Origin of the sequence: Prevotella sp. P5-126 (assembly GCF_002251185.1) — a bacterium.
Taxonomy (GTDB): Bacteria; Bacteroidota; Bacteroidia; order Bacteroidales; family Bacteroidaceae; genus Prevotella.
In genome coordinates this window covers 1-22,319 of record NZ_NPIZ01000110.1, presented here as the reverse complement: position 1 = coordinate 22,319, position 22,319 = coordinate 1, and the positions used below count along the sequence as shown (strand labels likewise).

15 protein-coding genes are annotated in these 22,319 nt (G+C 40.1%); all 15 read right to left on the bottom strand.

What is annotated here, in order from left to right; translation table 11 throughout:
- Positions 1–3: 3 nt before the first annotated feature.
- Positions 4–528: a YkvA family protein gene (locus CIK90_RS13055; protein ID WP_094399475.1), complete on the bottom strand. Its 525-nt coding sequence runs from the start codon at positions 526–528 to the stop codon at positions 4–6.
- An 11-nt stretch (positions 529–539) separates the two neighbouring features.
- Positions 540–1,580, bottom strand: coding sequence for an AAA family ATPase (locus CIK90_RS13050; protein ID WP_158216074.1), 1,041 nt, complete (start codon positions 1,578–1,580; stop codon positions 540–542).
- A 12-nt stretch (positions 1,581–1,592) separates the two neighbouring features.
- The gene (locus CIK90_RS13045) at positions 1,593–1,892 is read right to left on the bottom strand and encodes a hypothetical protein (protein WP_094465774.1); all 300 of its coding nucleotides are present in this window, start codon (positions 1,890–1,892) and stop codon (positions 1,593–1,595) included.
- An 11-nt stretch (positions 1,893–1,903) separates the two neighbouring features.
- Entirely contained in the window at positions 1,904–2,287 is a 384-nt protein-coding gene (locus CIK90_RS13040) for a hypothetical protein (RefSeq protein WP_094465772.1), read from the bottom strand.
- Between the two features lie 294 nt (positions 2,288–2,581).
- Entirely contained in the window at positions 2,582–2,707 is a 126-nt protein-coding gene (locus CIK90_RS14575; protein WP_256387361.1) for a hypothetical protein, read from the bottom strand.
- A gap of 4 nt (positions 2,708–2,711) precedes the next feature.
- Positions 2,712–3,131, bottom strand: a complete 420-nt coding sequence (locus CIK90_RS13035; protein WP_094465770.1) for a hypothetical protein — start codon at positions 3,129–3,131, stop codon at positions 2,712–2,714.
- Between the two features lie 174 nt (positions 3,132–3,305).
- Positions 3,306–4,763 (bottom strand): hypothetical protein, encoded by a 1,458-nt coding sequence (locus CIK90_RS13030; protein WP_094465768.1) that lies wholly within the window; start codon positions 4,761–4,763, stop codon positions 3,306–3,308.
- A 5-nt stretch (positions 4,764–4,768) separates the two neighbouring features.
- Complete coding sequence (locus CIK90_RS13025) at positions 4,769–7,549, bottom strand: calcium-translocating P-type ATPase, PMCA-type (protein WP_094465766.1); 2,781 nt, start codon at positions 7,547–7,549, stop codon at positions 4,769–4,771.
- Positions 7,550–7,614: 65 nt separating this feature from the next.
- Positions 7,615–8,988 (bottom strand): hypothetical protein, encoded by a 1,374-nt coding sequence (locus CIK90_RS13020; protein ID WP_094465764.1) that lies wholly within the window; start codon positions 8,986–8,988, stop codon positions 7,615–7,617.
- Between the two features lie 3 nt (positions 8,989–8,991).
- Entirely contained in the window at positions 8,992–9,315 is a 324-nt protein-coding gene (locus tag CIK90_RS13015) for a multidrug efflux SMR transporter (RefSeq protein ID WP_042517689.1), read from the bottom strand.
- Positions 9,312–13,337, bottom strand: coding sequence for a formylglycine-generating enzyme family protein (locus tag CIK90_RS13010; RefSeq protein WP_094465762.1), 4,026 nt, complete (start codon positions 13,335–13,337; stop codon positions 9,312–9,314). The genes CIK90_RS13015 and CIK90_RS13010 overlap by 4 nt, the downstream gene beginning before the upstream one ends.
- Positions 13,327–13,866, bottom strand: coding sequence for a GNAT family N-acetyltransferase (locus CIK90_RS13005; RefSeq protein WP_094465760.1), 540 nt, complete (start codon positions 13,864–13,866; stop codon positions 13,327–13,329). Before CIK90_RS13005 ends, CIK90_RS13010 begins: the two co-directional genes overlap by 11 nt.
- A gap of 6 nt (positions 13,867–13,872) precedes the next feature.
- Complete coding sequence (locus tag CIK90_RS13000; RefSeq protein WP_094465758.1) at positions 13,873–15,147, bottom strand: M48 family metallopeptidase; 1,275 nt, start codon at positions 15,145–15,147, stop codon at positions 13,873–13,875.
- 8 nt (positions 15,148–15,155) lie between these two features.
- Positions 15,156–19,034: a C1 family peptidase gene (locus tag CIK90_RS12995; RefSeq protein WP_094465756.1), complete on the bottom strand. Its 3,879-nt coding sequence runs from the start codon at positions 19,032–19,034 to the stop codon at positions 15,156–15,158.
- A 21-nt stretch (positions 19,035–19,055) separates the two neighbouring features.
- Complete coding sequence (locus tag CIK90_RS12990) at positions 19,056–22,211, bottom strand: tubulin-like doman-containing protein (RefSeq protein WP_094465754.1); 3,156 nt, start codon at positions 22,209–22,211, stop codon at positions 19,056–19,058.
- Between the last annotated feature and the right edge of the window lie 108 nt (positions 22,212–22,319).

Below are 22,319 nucleotides of genomic sequence, written 5' to 3'. Positions count from 1 at the left end.
ATTTTAGTCTATCACCACATCATCGTCATCCCACATGGGTGTGGTTGGCTTACGTGGCTTGTTTACTGGTCCCTGAGTGTTGAACTGGGGAGGAGTCTGCACAGGCTGCTCACGCCATCCGTCATTGTATGAAGTAGGGTTATTCCAGTTGTTGTTAGAAGGTGCATCGCTTGCTATGGCAGGTTGCATACCACCAAACCACTGATTGAGGATGGCATTTACCTGTGCATCGATTTGCGGGGTGACACGCGATTTCACCCTATTATATGCCAATGCAAGTGCGGCACCATTGTCAATAAAGCCAAGAATGCCGAAGTTCTCTGTGCTTATCAAGTCTTCTGGAAGAAGTTGATAGGCAAGGGCTGCCACTATGATAGTCTTGTCCAATCCTGGAGTGTCAGGTGACTTCAACACGTAATACAACTCTAAGACGGTACGTGTTCCTTCAATGCCAGCGGTTTTTGCATACTTTTGTATGTACTGCCACAATTGTTCGCTTCCTCCAAATAATCTTAGTATCTTGTCCATATCCCCTTTCTTTATATGTTAATGTCTTCTTTTGTTATTATCACGAGTTCCTCGTTGTCTATTGTGTCCATCTTAGCCAGTCTATTGGCTTGGTTCTGGATTATCTTCTCAAAGATGTTCCTGCAATATCTTGCATTGCCGAAATGCTTGTCCTTATGACGCACAGCTTGCTCGATTCTCGCTTGCAGTACTTCAAGTGCATCCCGCTTAATCTTATAATGAGACTTTCTTAGGTTGAACTTGAATATCTTCACTAATTCCTCAACAGAGTAGTCATCAAACTGGATATATCTGTTGAATCGCGATTGGAGGCCGGGATTTGACTCGATGAATCCTTTTATCTCGTCCGTATATCCAGCAAGGATAACCACAAGTCTGTCTCTGTCATCTTCCATACGTTTCAGCAACGTTGCAATGGCTTCCGCCCCAAAGTCATTTTCTCCACCTACAAGTGTATATGCCTCGTCGATGAACAGCACTCCATCCAGCGCATCATCAATGACCTTGTTTGTTTTAACTGCTGTCTGTCCCACATACTCTGCAACTAACTTACTGCGGTCAACCTCTACAAGATGTCCTTTCTGCAGCACACCCAGTTCTTTGTAAATACCTGCCACTATTCTGGCTACGGTTGTTTTGCCTGTACCGGGATTGCCTGTGAAAACGCAGTGGTAGGACACAGAAGTGGTTGGTAGCCCACTCTGTTCCCTCATTTTCTGAATACGGAGCAGGTTTCGAAGAGAGTCTATGTCTGTTTTGACACGTTCCAGCCCAATCAGATTATTCAACTCCTGCTCGTAATCAGTGTTGTCTGCAATTCCATTGGAAGCAGAGGACTGTGATGGTTGATTTTGCGGCTGAGAGTATTCAGCATAAGCGTCCCTTGCCCAAAGGCAGTTGCATTGGGCTGCATTCTTCAGCCAACCCAAACCATGTTCCCGGTTTGGTTGTACTATCTTGCCCTCACACAGCATGATTCCTAGTGCGGTTTGGGCAAACACGTCACCATGACGAGCTGCTTCTATAATCTGATTAAATGCTTCCTGTGTCATAATAAACATATTTTAGTCCCAAAACTTAAAGCCGAGTTTTCGACCTTCTCGTTCCCATTTCTCATCATCTTTCTTGAAGTCATCCAACATCTTTTCTGTACTGTTGATGAAGTCATCCGTATCATCAAGCAGTGCTTGGGTCTTCAATCGGAGAGCGATTCGGCTTTTCACATAATCTTCTTCGCTGCTTGATGCCCCAATGGCTCGCATTACTTTCTTTAGGCAACTATTGGAAGAATCCAACTTAATGCCACTGTTTTCTATTTTACGATCCAACTCTTGTTGTCTCGAAGTTAGGTCATACCATCCCATAACATTCCGTATTAAAATCCTATTACCACTATAAGCTCAAATTGGTCATTTTGCAAATTGTCCATTGTAGATATTCCCCATTTGCATTCCAATTCTTCGCCCAGTTTGTCTATTACCTCATGGATGTTATTTATATTCTCCATGAAACAATTATCTTGTGGAAGTCGAATGACGAATAGCAATCCTTTTACCTGTTTGCTGTCGTTTCTCTCAATAATTGAGGAGATGGCGTTATCGAGCATAACGCCAATCTCTTCGATCTTCCCAGAAACCTTTTCTGCGTCAATATCGCCGACATTAGCCTTGAAACTATCAACATCGTTTTGGTCAATGTTAATGAATCCCTGACTACTTACGATTTCAGCCAAAAGGCTATTTACTCTTTCTGTTTTCATTGTCTATAGAATTAAATTATCATTGTTCTATGAAGACTGTCCACTGCCTTGTCCAGTTCTTCGTTAGCTTTTTCTGAGTCGTGATTAGCCATTGCATATATGCCCTTGGCTGTATGATAAAGAGATCCAATCAGTCCCATAACTTTCACTATTTGATTAAAAATTCCTGTTTTCGCATGTAAAGATAGTAACAATTCTTATTGCATGTAGTAGAGTTATACTCCCTTACATCCAATTCATTTTGTCTCACAAATTTATTGTGTAAAGAAGTGTAACTCTACTGCAATTGCAACGTTACATTTTCTTGTCCTTGGACTGATTCACCTTTTCATCAATCCATTTTGCTGCTTCGCCAGCGGCTTTGAAAGCCTGCCCGCTAAGGAGATAATATCCTCCCATTATTGCCAATACTGTTCCCATAATACTAATCATCAAGTAATTTACCTATGCACCAACCAATCCCTGCACCGATAGCTCCGCCAACAGCAATTGCACCTACAATGGGGGCGGCAGCAACCACCAATCCACCTACTGCTGTTCCCACGGCACTGGCTCCAGAAGCAACAGCTCCAATACCAAAGGCTACCGTTGAGCCTGCTGATGTTACAGCAGCTCCAACACTACCCAGGCCAATTGCGGATGCTGCACTTCCTATACCAGAGGCAGTCGAATTGATAGAGTTAGTGAATGCATTGACTGCGTTATTGCTTGCATTGGAAATTGAACTGCCAATAGAGTTAGCACCAATTGCTGACAAAGCAGCACCTGAACTTGCGCCTACAGTTGCACCTGCGGTTCCTACGATTGCGTTGTAGCCTAAGCTACCGGGTCTTGGAGGTCTCATAATACTTTCGTTTTAAATTGTTATTCTTTTTGTTTTCTGTACTGCAAAATTACATGGTTTTCTGCTACAGACAATAGGTGCACATTCACTTACACGACATTTGTTAAATGCAAAATCAGGAAGTGTGTAACTTAATGTACTCACTCCCTGATTTTGACTATTTCTTGGATGAACTTACATGAAAGTTCCCCAATCGGGATGTTCTTTTATGGGTACTCCATTGACTGATACTCTGTCAGGTGAGACAATGGTAGTGATGTAATCACCAGTGCCAATCTGGATTTCTCCAATCAGTCTGCTGCCAACGACATCCTCAATAGCATTCCTTATTTCAGATATTCTATTCACTACGTTAGGATAGAGGGGACTGCGATGTGTTATCGTTTGACAATTGGACAGATGTGAGCAAATCCATTCATATTGTTCTTGAAGCCTATCTTGTTCTTCAGAATTCAGAGTGTTGAAGACCTTTTTCATAGGCAATCCTTTCTTGTCACCAAAGAAAGATCTGCACAATATCATAATATAGATGGCCGTCTTGCCCATAGCCAGTGGCAACTTGTAGTCATTGATAAACACAGCACGTAGATTCGTGCTTATATTGATGTTGTACTGTTGTGGATTGTTTTTTGCCAACGCCACCATCCTAAAGAAGGCTTTATGAATGCCATGGTACAACAACTTATCCTTCGCAGGATTAAAATCAATGTGGAAGTTAAAGGTTACAAACTTATTGAAGTCATGTATCAAATCTCCCACTACGTTGACCACCTTTTCCTCTCCAATATTGATTTTTAAGAAGTTGGCATTTGTCTCATAGACGAGACCCTTATCAGATATATTCTTGCCAATGACACTCGAACGGCCAAGCATCACCATCAAAGAGGGACGGGCACAAATGATGTCAAAGCCCAGCTTTTCATTCAAGTAGTCTTTAACGAAACTCTTGGTGTCCATCTGCATGATGTTGTTATAGACATCCTCCACCTTGTCTTCTGGTATATCGGGGAAGATATACATAGACATAGCTTTGAACATCTCCAATCCCTTTTTCTTATATTGTTCTACAATCTTAGGGATATAGATAAACTGGAAGCCAATGCTTGCGAGCAGATTGACAATCAAGTCGTAGTTTTGCTCTACTTCAAGGCTTTTGCTGCTTGCATTGTTGTCAACATACAACACAAAGCGTTTACCTATGAAGATGTCAGTAAGTTTGAATGACTGAATATCATATTTGGTGTATGTCGCATTGTTCTTTTTGAGGAAATAGTCTATTGCCAACAGCAAGATAGCCTCCGCTGGAGCACAGAAGCCATCACTGCTTGCAGTCTCACTGACAATGTTTGCTGCCTTTTCTGATTGTCTTCGCCGTTGGTCGGCATGAACTTTTCTGATGACTTCATTGTCGTTGTTGTCATCCGAGGGTTGCGTCAACAATTTGATTGCCTTTGCAAACGTCAGTTCTTGTGCCTGGTGGAAGAGAATACGGTTGTTCTCCTCACCAAACAGTTTGGCAAACTTGACCACTTCTTCATCGTCGATAATCTTGTCTGCCATAATAAGGTCATAGACTATGCGAGCCAAAGCTATGCGCTGGTCTTTCCCCAAATCTTTAATGCGACTGTCCATATCTTCTATGTTTTAATTCTGTTTATTATAAATCGTTTTATATCTGCAATGATGAGCACAGGCGATGTGATTAGCAGTAGCCATCCCCAGTCTCTTATAGAAAGAGGAGACACACTGAACATTTCTCTCCCGAAAGTGACAATAATTATTTGTCCCACCAAAATTACCAATGCTATATATATAAAACTTGGGCTAAAAGATGTCTTCACTTCCTCGTCCTTCTTGAACACACCGCATATATCCTGTATCAAACTGCGTGAGGTCTTGAAATACTTCGCATTAAACAGATTCCAGAATTGAAGGAGTACAAAGAAGGTGAAGAACACACTCAACTCATACGGACTTAGATGTTGCTTTGTCTTGCTGAGGTCGAAAATGCCTGTGGCAAACAGGGTTAACTTTTCGCTTTTAAACAATTCAGAAACCTCATGTATGTCACAATGCCATAACAACTGCCACATGCCGACTAAGATTACAAAGAACAATATTCCGACACCGACAATCTGAGTTCCCATACCTTTATTTATTATATGGCTGTTGGGGTCACGCGGTTTGTCATTCAACACACGTTTGTTGGCAGGCAATGAAGAGAGAGCCATTGCGGCAAATGTGTCCATGATAAGGTTCACCCACAACATCTGCGTCACATTCAACGGAGAGTCAAGACCTGTAAAAGCACCTATAAGCACAATGAGACAGGCACAGATGTTGATCGTCATTTGGAAGAGAATGAACCTTTGTATATTCAGATACAAAGAGCGTCCCCAAATAATGGCCCTTACGATACTACTGAAGGAGTTGTCCAAAATTGTAATATCGCTTGCCTCCTTGGCTCTTGATGTACCATCGCCCATAGAGAGACCAACCTGTGCTTTGCTGAGAGCCGGAGCATCATTTGTTCCGTCACCCGTAACAGCAACAACTTGGTTCTGTTTCTGAAGCAAAGTCACCAATCTGGCTTTGTCATCAGGACGGGCACGTGAAATAATCTTAAAGTCCGGATTGGCTATCAATTTCATTGCTTCCTCATCCGACATCTTCTCGAAGACATCACCAGTCACCGTTTGCTGTTTCTCGTTTCTCTCCAAAAGTCCAATCTGCCTGCCTATCTCATTAGCAGTGCCTTGGGTGTCACCTGTCACAATAATCACTCTGACCCCAGCCTTCTGCGTACATTCTGTTATGGCATCCTTCACCTCGTCACGCACAGGGTCGGCTATGCCTACAATACCGTCAAATGTCAAGGAACTCCAATTTCCATCGCTCTCATATTGTGAAGCAAAAGCCAATGTACGCATTGCTTTGTCCTGATATTCTGACAATTTTTCGAGGACATGATTCTTGTCTGTATTACCGGCAATTACATCACACATTTCCAGAACAATCTCTGGCGCACCTTTTACATATCTGACATGACGCTCTTCTTTGGCAAGTTCTACACCAGTCTTGGCTTCAAACTCCATCTTCATATATTTCTTCTCTGTCGAGAATGGCTCACCATGACCAATCTCATATAGGTGACGCTGTTCTTCATAGTTGATGCCTTTTGTCTTCTGCCAAGCCAACAATGCGCCTTCTGTCGGATTGCCCAATGGCTTTTCCTTTCCATTGTCATCAAGCGATATTTCTGCCGTTGAGTTAATGGCAATGTTCCTTTGAATCCTTTTCTCAGCATCCTCTCCATAGAAATCATAATCTACAACCGTCATCTTGTTTTGGGTCAAAGTGCCTGTCTTGTCGGTACAGATAACAGTCGTTGCTCCCATCGTCTCACACGCGTGGAGCTTTCTGACAAGGTTGTTCTCTTTCAGCATCCTTCTCATGCTGAGGGCAAGACTGACAGTAACACTCATGGGCAATCCTTCAGGAACGGCTACCACAATCAAGGTAACGGCAAGCATGATTGAACCGAGAGCAAACTCGGCTATCTCTAACCATGAATGGTTGTTTGCTGCATTTCCGTCAAAGAAGAAGAAATAGACCATTCTTCCGATGACAATCAGGATGGCAATAATGAAACTGAGCTTGGAAATCATGCTGCCCAGTTTGTCCAACTGTTGGTTGAGCGGTGTCTCCACTTCTCTTCCTTCTTGGGTTTTGGCTACGCCCTTTCCCTCGATAGTGTCCATACCTATTTTATCCACATGGAATATGGCGGTACCACCAATAACGGTAGAACCTCGAAGTACCATATTGGTGGGGAAGGTCGTTTCTTTTTCAAACTCCTCCTCGTAGGCTGATTTTCGTGCGTATGGTTCTCCTGTGAAGTTCGACTCATCAACGATGAAGGAATTAGTCTCGTCCAAATATCCGTCGGCAGGTATCTCGTCACCGTTCTCCAAATATACATAATCTCCTATGCAGACATCATGTTTCTTGACTTCCCTTATCCTAATTTTCTCTTTCCCGTTTTCCATAAAGCGACGGAACACCTTGATAGGCCTTCTGTCCTTTACAGTATTCAGAACTTCAAACTCCCTTTCTGCCTTTACTTCAAAGATGAATCCTACACCTGTAGCCAACAGCAAGGCAGACAATATACCGATAGGCTCGAATAGGATGTTCTTGCCTTGCCCCATATAGAAGACTTCATACAGGGAGACTATCACTGAAAAAAAGAATACCACCAATAATACAATTATCAGTGGGTCCTTAAATTTTTCCAGATAGGCTTTCCATAAGGATTCTCTCTCTGGGGGTGGTATCAGATTCTTACCTTTCCCATTAGTTACTTGTTCAGAATTGTCATAAAGACACTGATGTAAAAATGATCTTCTTTTTCGCATTCTATTTTCAATTTTCTATTTCTTTGAATGCAAAATTACAATACTCTTGTCATAATAGACGAAAATTACAACGTTGGAAACGAGGATTCCCCTTTGGGAAGAATGAAAGTAACATACTCTTTTGGGGCTTTTATCCTATAGAAAGACATCAAACCACATTTTACGTGCTCAGGAATGAACATTTCCGCATTTGCCAATCCCGACATCACCTTGATTCTTGTCTTGATATGATGGGTTTGCGTTCTGTCTTTATATTCATTCACGATATTGCCTTTTCCTATATAGCTGTAAATATTATTGTATTCACCTAACAACTTTTTCTTTTCTGCCTTTGGAATATGTTCACGCCAGTCGAGTCCATTACCTTCCAACGATTTCCGGACTATCATCATATATAAGGCGGCCTCTTGGGGATTGAGTTTTAGTATGAATCTCTCATCACAATCCATAGACTCAAAATATACCTTTGCCGTATGCGTTGAGAAATCAAATACAAGCCGGCAATCTTTTTTCTCTTTGCCGTATGCAATCAAGTCAAAGAGCGAACGATGAAAGCCAAAATACAGGAACTTGTTGCTTCTCGACCGTCTCTTTGCCACAATATCGGCATTGATCATTTCTCTATAGGTGTTCACCAACCGATGTATGGTGTTCATCACATCATCGGTCAACTCAATCTGGAGGAAATTGCTGAATCTCGTCCGTTCTGCATCATCATCGCCAAAGGAATCGATAATGTCCGACTCGTTGATTTTTATGAGTAGTGAGGGATTGGAATCAATAAGATTTACACCAATCTTCTTGTATAACAAGTCTCTGCAAAAGCGTGAGGTACTCAGATTACACAGACTATAGCAAATCTCATCTATGCGAAGAGTAGAAGCAGATGGTATCATGTATTTCACCACCTTATGCAGATATTTCTTACCCAACGCTCTAAAATCATCAACAACACTGGGGATATAGATGAAGTCAAAGCCTGCATTGGCAAACTCTTCCTCAATCTGTTTCAGTTGGTTGCGAATGGCAGCATCTATATCTGTTCCTTCTGTGTTTTCTACATATACGGTGGTCATGTTCTCCATGTTGATACCCTCAGACGGCACAGAAAAGACATTAGCATTTTCTGTCAAAGCCATGATAACGCAATATATTAAGACTGCTTCCAACGGCACACACGTTCCATCTGACAAAGAGAGGCGTTTCAAGGTCTTTACAAGTTCTTCTCTTGTCTCTCCATCCAGTTCTTTGAGAATAGACATGGCTTTCGCAAAATCCATCCTCTTGGCTTCTATAAGCATGGATTCACTGATGTTGAAACCATCCTTAGAGATAGTCTCCTCAAAGAAGTCCATCTCTTTTTCTTCTACGATAAAGTCAGCCTCAATGAGGTCTGACAATATGCGAGCCAAGGCGATTCTTTGTACTCTTTCCAACATCTGTTATCTGCTACAAACCTCCATACCCACAATACCAACGAGTATCAGAAGGGCAAAGAACATCTTCAATGCGGAGAATGTATCTCCGAAGAGCCATATCCCTATCACAAAAGTCCCTATGGCACCAAGCCCTGTCCATACGATATAGGCGGTACCAATTGGTATGGTCTTTTGTGCAAAGTAAAATAGGACGCCGCTCAACAACATGCTCAATGAGCCAAGAGCGATATACAACCCGAATTTCTCAGGATGCAGGCTCGACATTTTGAAGCCTACAGGCCATCCAATCTCGAAGAATGCAGCCAATATAAGTATCAACCAATTCATTCTTTCCCCTTTATTAACCCATTCAAAGAGCTTTCATAACTGCTGTCTAATGCCAAACGGAAACCTAAGTCATCGTCTGTATCTGTATCAATCCAGAAATTTACGCTCGTATTTCTACAACTTTTGGCATCAAATCTGAAGCTACCGCCTCTAAATGTGTGAGCTGCGTAAGATTCATCCTTGCATACAGGGTCAGTTATGTAACCTTTAGTCCTATACTCATCCTGTTTGCCTTGTTGTGCAATATCTCCCTTACCTTCAATGCAATCATTATAGAAATCGGTCTGATAATAGTCCTCACACCATTCCCAGATATTGCCAGACATGTCATAAACGCCAAGTTCATTAGGCATCCTGTCTTTTACTCCTGCGGTAGCTGAATGAATATATAAATCTAAATCCATTGCATCATCCGTACCGCTGTACATGGAATACTTATGACCTTCTTCTGCTAAATATTTATATGCAGCTAATTGTTTCTCATCAACTGTCATGCTTTCGTTATCGAATATCTTTGATAACTCCTTACATATTTTAGTTTTATGTCCACCTTTGGCAACGTATTCCCATTCAGCTTCTGTCGGAAGCCTGAATTTCAACTTTGTCAGTTCTTCCAGCTTAGGCAGGAATTGGTATTTTATCATATCCCAACTGATATTGGTTTGTGGCTTATTGTCTCCTAAGTTATCACTTGGGTTCATTTTTGCCTCAATACCCATTACGGCATTCCATAATTTTTGAGTTACAGGTGTCGCTGAGATATAGAACTTATTGATTTTTACGAAATGATGGGGAGTCTCTTCTTCGTCTGCATTCTCGTCTATCCAATTTTCCGGGAAAAGCGGGTTCTTGTACTTGCCAATTGTATCATTGTTCTCAGTTCCCATAAGGAAATAACCAGTTTCCACAGGTATCATACCCGTGAGCTTAACAATATCATTTGCAGACATCGTCTTTTGTTCATCAATTGGATTGGTTGCCACCTTATCTAATAAATCTACAACCTCTCGCTCTTTGTCAGCTTCAATATTACGCATGTCAAATCGCCATACCATTCTGAAACCAATATCATCAGATTTTAGAATTGGCTTCCAGAACGAATACCAATAGTTGCCTTTTATGTCGCTATGTAGCTTACGGAAACGCCAACTACCACCGCAGAAGAAATAGCAACTGGGATTATCCTCAGGGGACTCTTTTGTCCATTCCCAAACATTACCCATCATATTATATACACCCAAGCTGTTTCTCTGCAAATCTTTGTTGTCGTCAACCAGCCATGGTCCTTTTCTGTCTTTTTTCCCTTCTTTCCCTTTGTTTATTCGGAAAGCATCCTCAATGCGTGTTTTCTCAGTTATTTCTTCCGCTGTGCATCTCGCCACATATTCCCATTCTTCTTTAGTAGGCAAATCAAAACGGAGTCCTGTCATCTTTCTGAGAACCTTCAGGAAATCTTCAATGTCATTTTTAGAAACATTGATAACAGGTAGATTGCTACCAACATATTTCTTCTCTTTTAGACTTTCGTCATCCTGTCCTTTGTCAGTTCCATTATCCTGTGCAGGATTATTGCCCATGATGCTTTCCCATTGTTGCTGAGAGACAGCAGTTTCCATCATCCAAAATTTCTTGTCGCCGTTTTCGATTAGTTTGAATGCGAAATGGTTGCCGCCATCACCTTTGGAAATGACAAAATCGCCAAGCAACTTGCCAGCTATGGAGTGGCGGGACTTTTCATCAGCCAGTCTCATAACATTTATCCACTCTCTGTATTTCAATAGCTGTGGTATATAGCAAACTACATCAATGTCATTATAGTGTACACCTGGATCTATCTCATTCAATGTAGTGTTTGAGCAAATATCAAGATGAGCACGGCTTTTCTCTTTTCTGAACTTCTTTTCCTTCTTGCGTTTTTTTTCATCCAAGTCCTTATTCGTAAATAGCAACCATTCAGCTTCAACATTATCCAATGGCCTAAAATTCATGGTAACTCTTTCAGTTAGCCATCGGGTATGTTCAGCCTTTGCCATTAGTTCCAGATTGTTCCCTTTTTTCAACTCGGATGTAAAGTCACTAATGTCATCTATAGTTGTTCCCAATGAACGTAACTTCATGGGAATACTATCCACCATATCTATATTGGAAAGTTTATCGACAATGCCCTGCTGGTTCCACAGATTGTTAATTTTTCGTGCGAAATCAAAATCTATTTCTTCGTATGCGCTTATATCTTCTATTTCCTGGTATTGATATGTTACCTGCTGATTATCACCATGATTCCTAATCCCAATCTTGTTATTAGCATAAAGGAAGTGAAGGATTTTGGCCATAGAATTATCGAATGCATCTTCTGTATAGCTTCCTTCTATCATGCCGAATGGGCGAAGCTTTTCATAACGCTTCCATACTTTTTCTCCATCAGCCACTTTGTTGGCCAAGTCAAAACTGTTCTGTTGATAAACCAATATCTGCAATGCCCTGCGATATACCATCTCAGGCAGATATAATGCAGCAGCTATTGAACGCTGTGGGTGATTGAAGCATATTGCAACTGTCGTAATCTTGTTTTTGTCCTGTGCAACATCTACCAAATACTTCCTGATTTCATCAGAAGCCACATTGCCTTGAATAAACTCCCACTCAATGTCCATGAAGTTCCCATTTTCACCAAGATGTTTATATCTGCCGTCGCCATCTTGACTCAAAGGGTCATACCATTCTTTCTTGCCACAAATATCTTTACCTATCTCAACCACTCTATAACGACACAAATCAAACATTGTGGCAAATCTTCCTCTAAAGTATTCACCTTCTTTCTTTGCCTGATCGTCAATGAAGGTAATTGTTGTTCTTAGATTCTTGTCTCTATGAGCATTGGGGAAATGTGCAAGCAAAGCCGTTTGGACTCCAAGAGCAGTACCCATTTGGTTCATTCCGACTATTACGAGATGTATCGTTTTGTCATCATCGGCTTTTATTCCATCGTAGGAATCGATTGGTATGTAATTCTGAACCTTAACCTCGCCTTTCTTGCCAACAGGAACTATAGCAAAGTTATCAACAAGAATTTTCTTCGCCCAAATTGCATGTATATTGAATGGGAGGAATTCGACATTCTTGTCTAAACTTTTGTATATATGTGTTGACTTGAAAGCCGTAAATGTACTTTGATATTCAAGGCTTACATGAACCTTCTTCTTGTCTTTTAATATGACATGCTTAAAGTATTCGGAAATGTTCTCCAAACAGCTGATATTGAATACATCGTGATCTTCTTCATTGTCAGCATGTACATCTTCACCCAAGATATAGATTTCTTTTGCTTTCTCTAAATGCAGAGCCTCTATGTCTTCGCGAGATGTTCGCTCTGCAAAATAAAATACAAGTCTATCTTCTTCATTCTTATCAAGGTCAAGGTCGAGCCTCATTCGCATTTTCTCAACATCCTGCCTTGTTTGTATCAGTATATATTTGACATCTTTTCGTTTAAGCGAGAGTTTGACAATATTTGCCGTCTGTTCATTGCATCCGATGATAACCACATAATCCTTAAAACAACGGTTGTAATGTATCATGCCTTGTTTCCATTTTAGAGAACGACGAGACAGATAATTAACGATAGAAGAAACCAACAGACCTGACAAACATGCGATGCCAGAGACTGCACTTATAAATGCGATTACTCGCCCCTTTCCATATGCGGAGGGTAAATTACCAGGGTCTGTAAATTGACTGATTACCGCCCACCAATGTTCTATAGCTTCTTTTTCCGGACCATCATCATCACGCCAATGTACGATTTTGTCACTGTTAAAAAACTCTCCTACAAGGCATAATGATAATGCAAAACAGCAAACAAATGCAGAAATGATTGCAACCATCACCAATGGTTTATTACCATACATCCATCTGTCTTTCTCAACAGGCTTGAAAATCCATATATAGGCAAAGAATAATAAACCAATAATACCAAATGATTCTATTATCCAAGACCAATCAAGATCTATATTACTTAGCATATCTCATTCTATAATAATCGTGGCCAAAAAATTCCATTTCACCAAATCGTTCAAAGCCCATGGCTTGGTAGTATGCCTCCAGCTTGGGCTTATCCTTGTCCACTAAGAGGGATGAATAGGCGCAGCCTAATCTCTTGCCCTTCTCGATGGCATATTCTATCAGCATCCTGCCGATACCCATACCTCTATATTCTGGACGGATGGACATTGAGTCAAGATAGAACTCACCATCACGTGCTTCTGCTTCCACCTTACTCAAATAGTCTTTGTCCATATCGTCCCAAAGACTATCCCATGTACGATGCCTCAGTTGCAGGTAACTCCGTCCGTCGTAAGCTATAAGGCTTCCGACAGCCACACCATCTACAAGGGCAACAATGGAGTTTTTCCAAGAGTACATGGTACTTTCATCCGAACAGGAGTCGATGAACTTCTTCATTTCATCCGTCTCCATGTCCAACGCAGTCAAGACAGTCCATGCTACTATCTCGACATCCTCTATCTTAGCGTCTCTTATTTCTATGTTCATTACAAATCAACAAATTGCATCCAAGCTCGGCACATAGCTTTGCTGGATGGATTCCGCAATAGCATTGGCAACCTCGATTTTGCTCAGCCCAATGCTCTCACCAAAATTATATAGCAGTTCTACTTCGTCCTTGGCTATAATCTTGTCTGACATGACAATAGCTATCATATAGCGAAGCATTCCGTCCCTCATACCCGGATTGATGCGAAGCAGGTTTGTCACCGCATCATTGAATGTCTCCATCACGTCGCCCTTTGCTATCTCGTCCAAGAACTGTCGTGGGAAAATCTTCAACGATGCCAACTGAGAGATAATGAGGTCTATCTCATCTTTCGCAATGTTGTCATCAGCATTCGCAACAATAAGACCGGCGGACGCAATGAACTTTGCCGTATATTCGTCCTGCTCGCAGTCACCCACTTTCAGTAAGATGGCTATCAGCTCTTCCATGCCCTTATCCAAATCCTCTTTAGATTTCGACTTGGCAAACAGATTGAGGGCTTGCACACGGATTGGATTGACGGGATGTGATGCTCTACTCATGCCCTTGTCCTTCAGGAAGTACTCCAACCTGCGGTTATTGTCTGCAAGCAAGGCTTCAATGCTCACATTCATCTTCACCAAATCAAGACCGGAAGCCATCTTGAAGAATGCGGTCACGCACACATCAAGGTTCTCCACAGCCATATAGCCATAACGGTCAGCCACCAGTTCTGCCAACTGCTCATGCAGCCTTATCTTGTATTGCAAGGTTACTGGCACTTCCGCATTTGGTGGAAACACAAACTGAATCAGACGCGCCAATGCTGTATCTTTATTAAGAAGGTGTCCAAGCTCGTGCCCGACAACAAACCGCAGTTCATCGGTCGTCATCAAATCGAAGAGGGCCGAGTTGATGTTTACAATATGTGGCTCTCCTTCGCTTTCTGCAGCAACAGAAAACGCATTCACTGATGAATCACCCGTGATGTAGAAGTCCACTTTATCTTTTACCCCCAACTTCTCTTTCACCTCATGGCACAGCTGATAGAAGTCAGGGAGCAGCTCCTTTTCCACCTTCAGACTATGTCCTTCCATATTGCTTCGCCAATAGGCATCGCTACTTGATGAGGTCTTTATCTCACGCAGCACCTCCTCTACAATGTTGCCCTGCAAGGCATTGTATATCTGCTCGCCAATCTGCCGTTCTAACTCGATGGAGAGAGGGTGGCTATTATCTGTTGCTTCGTCCTTGGAGGACTTGAACCAATTCCAAAGACAACTTTTGCCGTTATTATTCATTTTGTCACCTATTCTTTAATTCCAAAATATCTAAGTATTCCCTTCATCCCATGCCACTCACCAGGTGTAAGGTCTAAAGGCTCATAGTCATTGATGTAATGAACTACGCCATCTGCCTTCAAACTGGTAGGCAACATAGTGAATTCTTCAAATTGCTCTGTAGCATCCTGAAGTTTATTCAATACATCATTCCAGAATATATAAGCATGTATTTCAACATATCTTGTGAATTGACTTTTTCCTTTCCAAGTCGTGAAATGACTCAAACCTGCTGGGTTGAAAGTTATAGCTTTTGCACCTAAATGCAAGGCGCAATATGCAGCTTCGCCTCCACCTTGTGAATGACCGACAAAGGAAATTGTGTAATTCGGAAATTTCGTCTGAAGCATCTTTCCGTATTCCAAAGCCTTATCATATTGAGATGACATTCCAAAGGCTTGGGTTATGTTATTTGCCCAGTCTTTTAGATTTCTTGTTCCTGCAAAGGCACATATTGCATTTTTAGAATCTAAGGCATAAAACTTTGCTTTTAATCCTGTCTTCTTGTCATCAATTTCATCAAGGATTTTACAATTTGTTGGCAATATATTGTTGGAGTAACTGCCATATACATGTGCTGCTAATCTCACGCAAGTCTCGATATACTTATCCTTTTTTGCAGATTCGCCCTTTGAACACAAAAGATTCTCTCTTGCTTTCGCTTTTTCTTTTGCTTCTCGAAATACAATAAAGTCATCCACATTGTATTTCTCCATGTGAAGGAAACACATTCTAAGATTATCACTAATAGGCAACAATCTTATTCCGTCGCATTCTTTAGCAACACGAAGTGGCATATCCTCAACATTACAGAAGAAATATTTTGTTTCATCTCCAAATCCAGTTGGTACATCTCCATGTATTTGGGCCATCACTGAACTACGGTTGATTTGAGTATAGAAACTATCATATATACGATTGTTCAAATGGTCTGAAATTCTTAGATTCATTTCCTCCGAAATTCGATTGATAATCTTAGCATTCAAGTCACTTGACATTTCGTATAAGCCAATATCACCATGTATAATTTTTGAGATGGTATCTGACAAATCTGAAATCAAGTTAGTAATACCTGAAGTCTTTAATTTCGCGACTATGTCATCTAATGGTATTATTTGCTTGATTTCTTCAATTGCCTTAGCATCTTCTTTGTCTTGCTTTTCTATGCGTAGAGTTTGATCTTTATAATAGTCACTAAGATTTCTCCTGCGTATGCTTTCACCTACACAATCTTTATTGATGTTCTTTAGACCATTAAGAATTGCAAGACGAATTCTGTATTTGCGCTTCTCGTCGTCAGCATAATGGTCAAGGCTTTCAAGCTCACTCTCAATACGTTTCTTCTCATCATCGTAAGAGTGGTCTGCATTATCCTTCTTAAAGAAATTAAAGAAGTTTTTCTTCTGTTGCTGTGGTTTTGCTTGTTCTGCATCGATGACAATCTGTTTCAGCCTTTCCTCTAATTCTGCTCGTTGTTGATCTGTTTTCTCTTTTAGGTCCTTAAGAGTTAACTCAACGTTAGAATAATCACCAATCTTATTGAATAGTCTGATGTATTCTTGACGTAGATTGTCAAGGCGTTTACGATTGGAATCCAACTTATGGCTGGCTTCCAAAAGCATATTTTTGTAGATAGAGTATTGAGCATTAACATCTTTACCATCGAGTATGGAATCCACGGCAGGTAATTGTCCTGCTTCAAACCCTTCTATATTCAATCCCGTTACAACATATGCTTGATTAATAGCATTTGGTGTCCTAAAATACTCGTATGGCAAATAACAGTAGCCATTATCCCCGAATGCCGTTCCCCATGAGTTCCTGACAATAAAGAATCCCTCTCTATCTGTATATCCACAGATAACCATCGCATGATTCTTCGTTTCATCTTCAAGTTCCTTGTCGGTAGGTGTTCTCAACACGCCATTGGCATTTGTCAAGTAAGTATCAAACGCTCTCGCTGAAATGACAACAGGAAACCCCTGCGCCAAAGCAGATTTCACATCATTGACATTTATTCCTACGTTCTTGGCTTCTGTTATTTTTCTTCCAGTTGCTTCCGTATAGGCTTCTTCTGATGGTTTTTCATTATATACATCGGGATTATATGGGCATAGCTCCTCAACACATACGCCGTTATCGCGTATTGATTGAATTATGTCGTGGAAATTGGTGCCTTCGTCTTCATCTGTTGCATTATTTATATCTCGTGCATTATAGTAAACGAAAGCCTCACTCAAATCTGTTTTTTTCTTCAGTATCTTCGATAAGAAATACTCTATAACCGAAACTAAGCTAAAGGCAGAACAAGCCCCTTGATTACCCTGATTCCGAATGGTAGAGAAGTCGTTCCGCAAATCTACGGAAGGGGGTAAGATAAGGTCTTTAGGTGCTTCGTAATTTGCATCTAAAGGCACATCTTGGCATTTGTATGGTTTGAAAACCTCATTCCCTATTTTGAAACCTTCTTCTGTAATCTCCCCATTTGCGGGATAGTCGTTATCGATCTTTGATTGAAGGTCTCTAATGGTGTTTTCTAACTCTGAAATTCTTTCATTTGTTTCTGTCAGTTCCTTTGAACATCTTTTCAGCCGATGATATGCATCTAACAGATTAGCATCACCATCTAACTGTTCGAGCATCATTTCCTCCAACTGCCAGATAGCGTCATCAAACTCTTTGCTCTCAAAATTTGTGTCAACTTTTATATCTGAGAATAAAGAGTAAAGATATTGCTGCTCCGATACATTGAGGTTAAATGATGATATATTGCTTTCAATAATGTTCTTAAGTTTTGCTTTGACCTCCTTAGAAAACAGGTCATCATACTCTGATTGTGAAGCCAAACCAGATGCAAGTGAATCCTTATAATCACTTATCAGTTTCACCTCTTCTTCGAGGATTTTCTTATATGCATCTTTTACTTTCTCTTTATCGATGGAATTGTCATCAATCACATGGTCATTTGCAACTCCACTGAAAAGATTTCTAAAAATGTGATTTACGGCAAGATACAAGTCTATAACCCTTGACTGTATGTTGATTGCGTAGATTCGTCTTGGTTCTTTTGATTCTTTCTTCCTTTTTCCATTTTCATCCACCTCCCAAACAAAATCATTCCAAGAGTAATGGCATATAACATCATAGTATTGTACCATTGCCAAAGAAAGATTGGCACAAATATCTATCAGTTTCTTTGTTGTGAATTTTTGTGACCAACCACTTATATTGTAATTCTGGAAAATGAAAACGTTACGAAGAGTTGGAATTAATGAGTCATTCTCAAAGTAAGTACGTCTGGTTATTTCCTGAATATTTCGCAGCATAGATGCATTACATGACTCTTTATCTGTATCAGTCGGAAGCATTTTACATGACCATGCCACATCGTAGGTAATTCCTATTACATTGACAACGAATTTGTGTCCAACAGGAAGATTATCTATAATATAGTTTATATGTTTATATATCCCTGTTTCGTATAACGGAACATAGAATACAATATGCATCTCAGGATCAATATCCTTCTCCTCTACAATTTTATCAGAATACTCCCTTTCAAAAAACTCTTCAATGTCATTTTCGTCTTTCAATGATTGACAGGAGTTTTTCGTCATCCATCGCAAAGGGATTCCATTGAATATTTCTAATGCAAATAGCGAAGTATCAGCAACTGGACAGTTTTTCTCAGGTCGCTTCACTTCGATAACGCTATCATCAGAAAAATCAAACAGAAGAGGATTGATATAATCTGCTGAACTACTACCATATTTTTTGGCATATTCGCAAACCCGTAGGAGAATATCTCCTACAGGCTTACTAAATGCTATTTGAAGAGTGTACTTCATTAGTTATGTAATTTGCAAATATTATTTTGATGAGTCATTTTGATTATGAAAATGACTTTGCATTATACTTTCATTCTTTTCAAGCATTAATTCTTTTTCTTTCAACTCTTCAAGACGTCTGCTCAGTTCTGCCAGCTCCTTTCGGATTAGAATTTTATCTTGATTGTTCTCTGGCATTCCCGTTATCACATCTTTGCTAAATTTGTAATGCTCAACCAATACTTTGTCCAAGTAATCCTCTGGAGTAATCGTAAATTTTGCATAATATTTATCCTCATGGTCTGAAGATATATATTCTTGATACTCTTCGTTATCTTTAATCAAAGTTTGACAATAGCGTGTAAACATATTGAATGCATCGACTCTATTACCACCCCCCAAAGTATAAATTTTTTCAGTAACCAAAACGTCACCAGTAATTGGTTGACCTAGGGTTTGAGAATTTACTGTATAAACTCCTCTTAATCCATTACATTCTCCCCAAATGTTTTTTTCATTCTGAACAGCTATGTAATTAGCAATCATAAAATCAACCCAATGTTTAATGGCAATATCATCAGAAGTTGAATCGTGAGGTTTTAGAACCGTAATGGCATTTTCTAGCTTTTGACGAAGGGTCTCGTGGCAGAACGGAGTATACGTCCGTTTTGTCTTCTTTAGTTCTTCGTAGCAACTTTCAAGAGTAATGCCACCACATTCGCTAGTGCATACACCCTCAACAAAATATGGAGGCACAGCTGCTTTAACTCGATAAAGGATGGCTTTGTTATGCCAACCAGAGACGTGAACAAGATTTACTTTCTCATCAAGAGCATTACGTTCTATCAGATTCTTTAATTTGCCACCTACAGAGTCGTTTTCAATTCTCTTTCTTTCTTCCTTGCTGCTTGCATACTTGTCTTTACCACAATCGGTCATAATGTACCAGAATTGGTCTACCTTAACCCTTTCTCCATACCCATGGCGATCAATCTGCATACAAGGAGTTGCCAAATCAACTAAACGGTCTATCGCTTTTTGAAGTTCGGTTCGCTCATCTTGATTGAATTGGTCATTATCTTTCTTCTCAATTTTTTTTAGACCTTCCTCAAGGTATATGAGGAGGGAACCAGACTTTTTTGAAATCTCTCTGCAAATATTGTCAAAAGTTAGTTTGGCAGTATCAGCATCTTTCTCTAAACTATCATCAAAATCCTTTACATGTCGTCGAATATCATCCAGTGACAAACGATAATCGTCAACTTCTAACATTTGAACTTCGACTTTGTTCTCGGGGCGTTCTGTAGCACTCTTTGCATTTTCCACCTTTATGTGTTTTTCCGTACCGTAAGTGTATGCGGCTTTTAGAACATATTGCCAGTGTTCAAGAGTCTTTAATACGGACTCAACATGCTTGATACAGGAGCTGATAACATTGATGGTTTTATTATCACGTTCGCAATAATATTTTAGAAACAATGCCTCTGCTTTTAAATCAGCTAATTTTCCATCAAAGTTTGTGGGAGTATTAACTACATTTGGAGTCTGAGTAGGTTTTACAAATGGTTTTTTGTACCATGCGATATTCTGAATCGCAACAGGTTGGTTGCCACCATTGTTATCCCTAAACGTTTGATAAGCTAGAATAGCTTTCGTGAGGGCTGCTTCATGCCCCTTAAGCTCCTCTTGGATTTTGCTTTGAGATGCTTGTAGCTTTTCGACTATACCATTAAGTACTTCTCGTACTGAAGAAATACTAATTCCCAAATTTTTCCCGTGAGCACCACTAAATGAATATCCTCTATATTCATCAACATCAAACAAAGAATAAAGAAGTTCTCCTACTTGTTTGGCAAAGAGATCATTTAAGCGTGTTGTTATCGCAGAAGTTTGCGCATGAACAGTTTTGTCTAGAAGACCATCCAGTGTTGGAGCATTCTCGTCATACTCTTCACTAGTCACTTTGGAACCTCTATGAAATTGGAAACAGAAATTTTTAATTTCATCATTGGTTAAAAAGTTCTTCAATATAGGATCACCATCTAGTTCTCCCTGTGACTCATCCCAATCTTTCATGAATGAGGAGATAATTTTCCCCTTTAAATCTTCAGGTAGGTCACAATCACCAGAACGTGCGAGAATTGACATCTTACCCGCATTAATTACTTTTGGCGCATCTTCGCTCTGCGGATCTAAATACAATTCAGCCAAACCAAAACCTGAAACCCAAGCGAATTTGTCGTTTACATCGAACTGACCTTCCATAACTTTTTGACGCACATTATCAACAGTTCCCGTATGCGCAGAAATTATATTTGTTGAAGCAAGGAATAGTGCATCTGCTGTATTTTGCTGCACTCTATCTAGTTCATTGTATGCAAATTCAACCGTGTCTGATGTTGGCAGGCCAGTTATTTTGTCTATATAAAAGACTTCCTCAAAAGGTCTATTGCTTTGGGTAATATGTTGATTATCTTCTGGACCAAAATTGAACTTTATTGGTTCATGAATACCATCTTTCATGCCAAAATGCATCATGTAGTCTAATTCCGCAATTGAAGCATAAGCATTTTGCATAACAGAGTACTTAGCACTTTTTTCGACAAAACGCTCAAAATGTGTTGCAGAATATACATAAGCACTAATTTCGCAATGTTTTATTGCAGAGCGAATAATAACTGAAATTGGGAGAAATGTTCCGCTTCCAGTTCCACCTGCCAAAGAAAAAACTACACGAACCTCTATTTTGGGGTCTCGTTCCAAAGTCTCACCTTTTATATCAATATTCTCAAGTTCTTCTGCGGTATGTCTGAATACTCTTGACAACTTATTTGAATATTGACTCTCAATAACAGCAAAATGTCCATTCGAACGAATTTGACCTGCACCTCGTTCAAGGGCAAGAAGGGAATGAACATTTTGTTTTGGAATAAATTCGTGTGTTGCAAGAGATATATCATGCTGGTAGCGCTGATAAGGTTCTCTTACAGCAATACAAATTTTTTCATTGTTATCAAAATCGCGGTAATTAGCGAGGTCGGTTGCATTGGTATCAACCAAAAGGAATTTCACTTGTTTAGGCAATTCACCACATGCATCCTTTATGTCTTGTTTAAGACGACGCAGTGTTTTGGCACCAGCACCACCCAAACCAACAAATAAGGTTCGCTTAAAACGAAGGTTGTTTACATTCTTCATGACTTATTTTTTTATTGTGTTATGATAAATTTTTGCAGTCAATTTTATAATGTCTCCATTGGAGTCATTAATTGAACATTGTAAATCTTTATATTTATCCATTTCAAT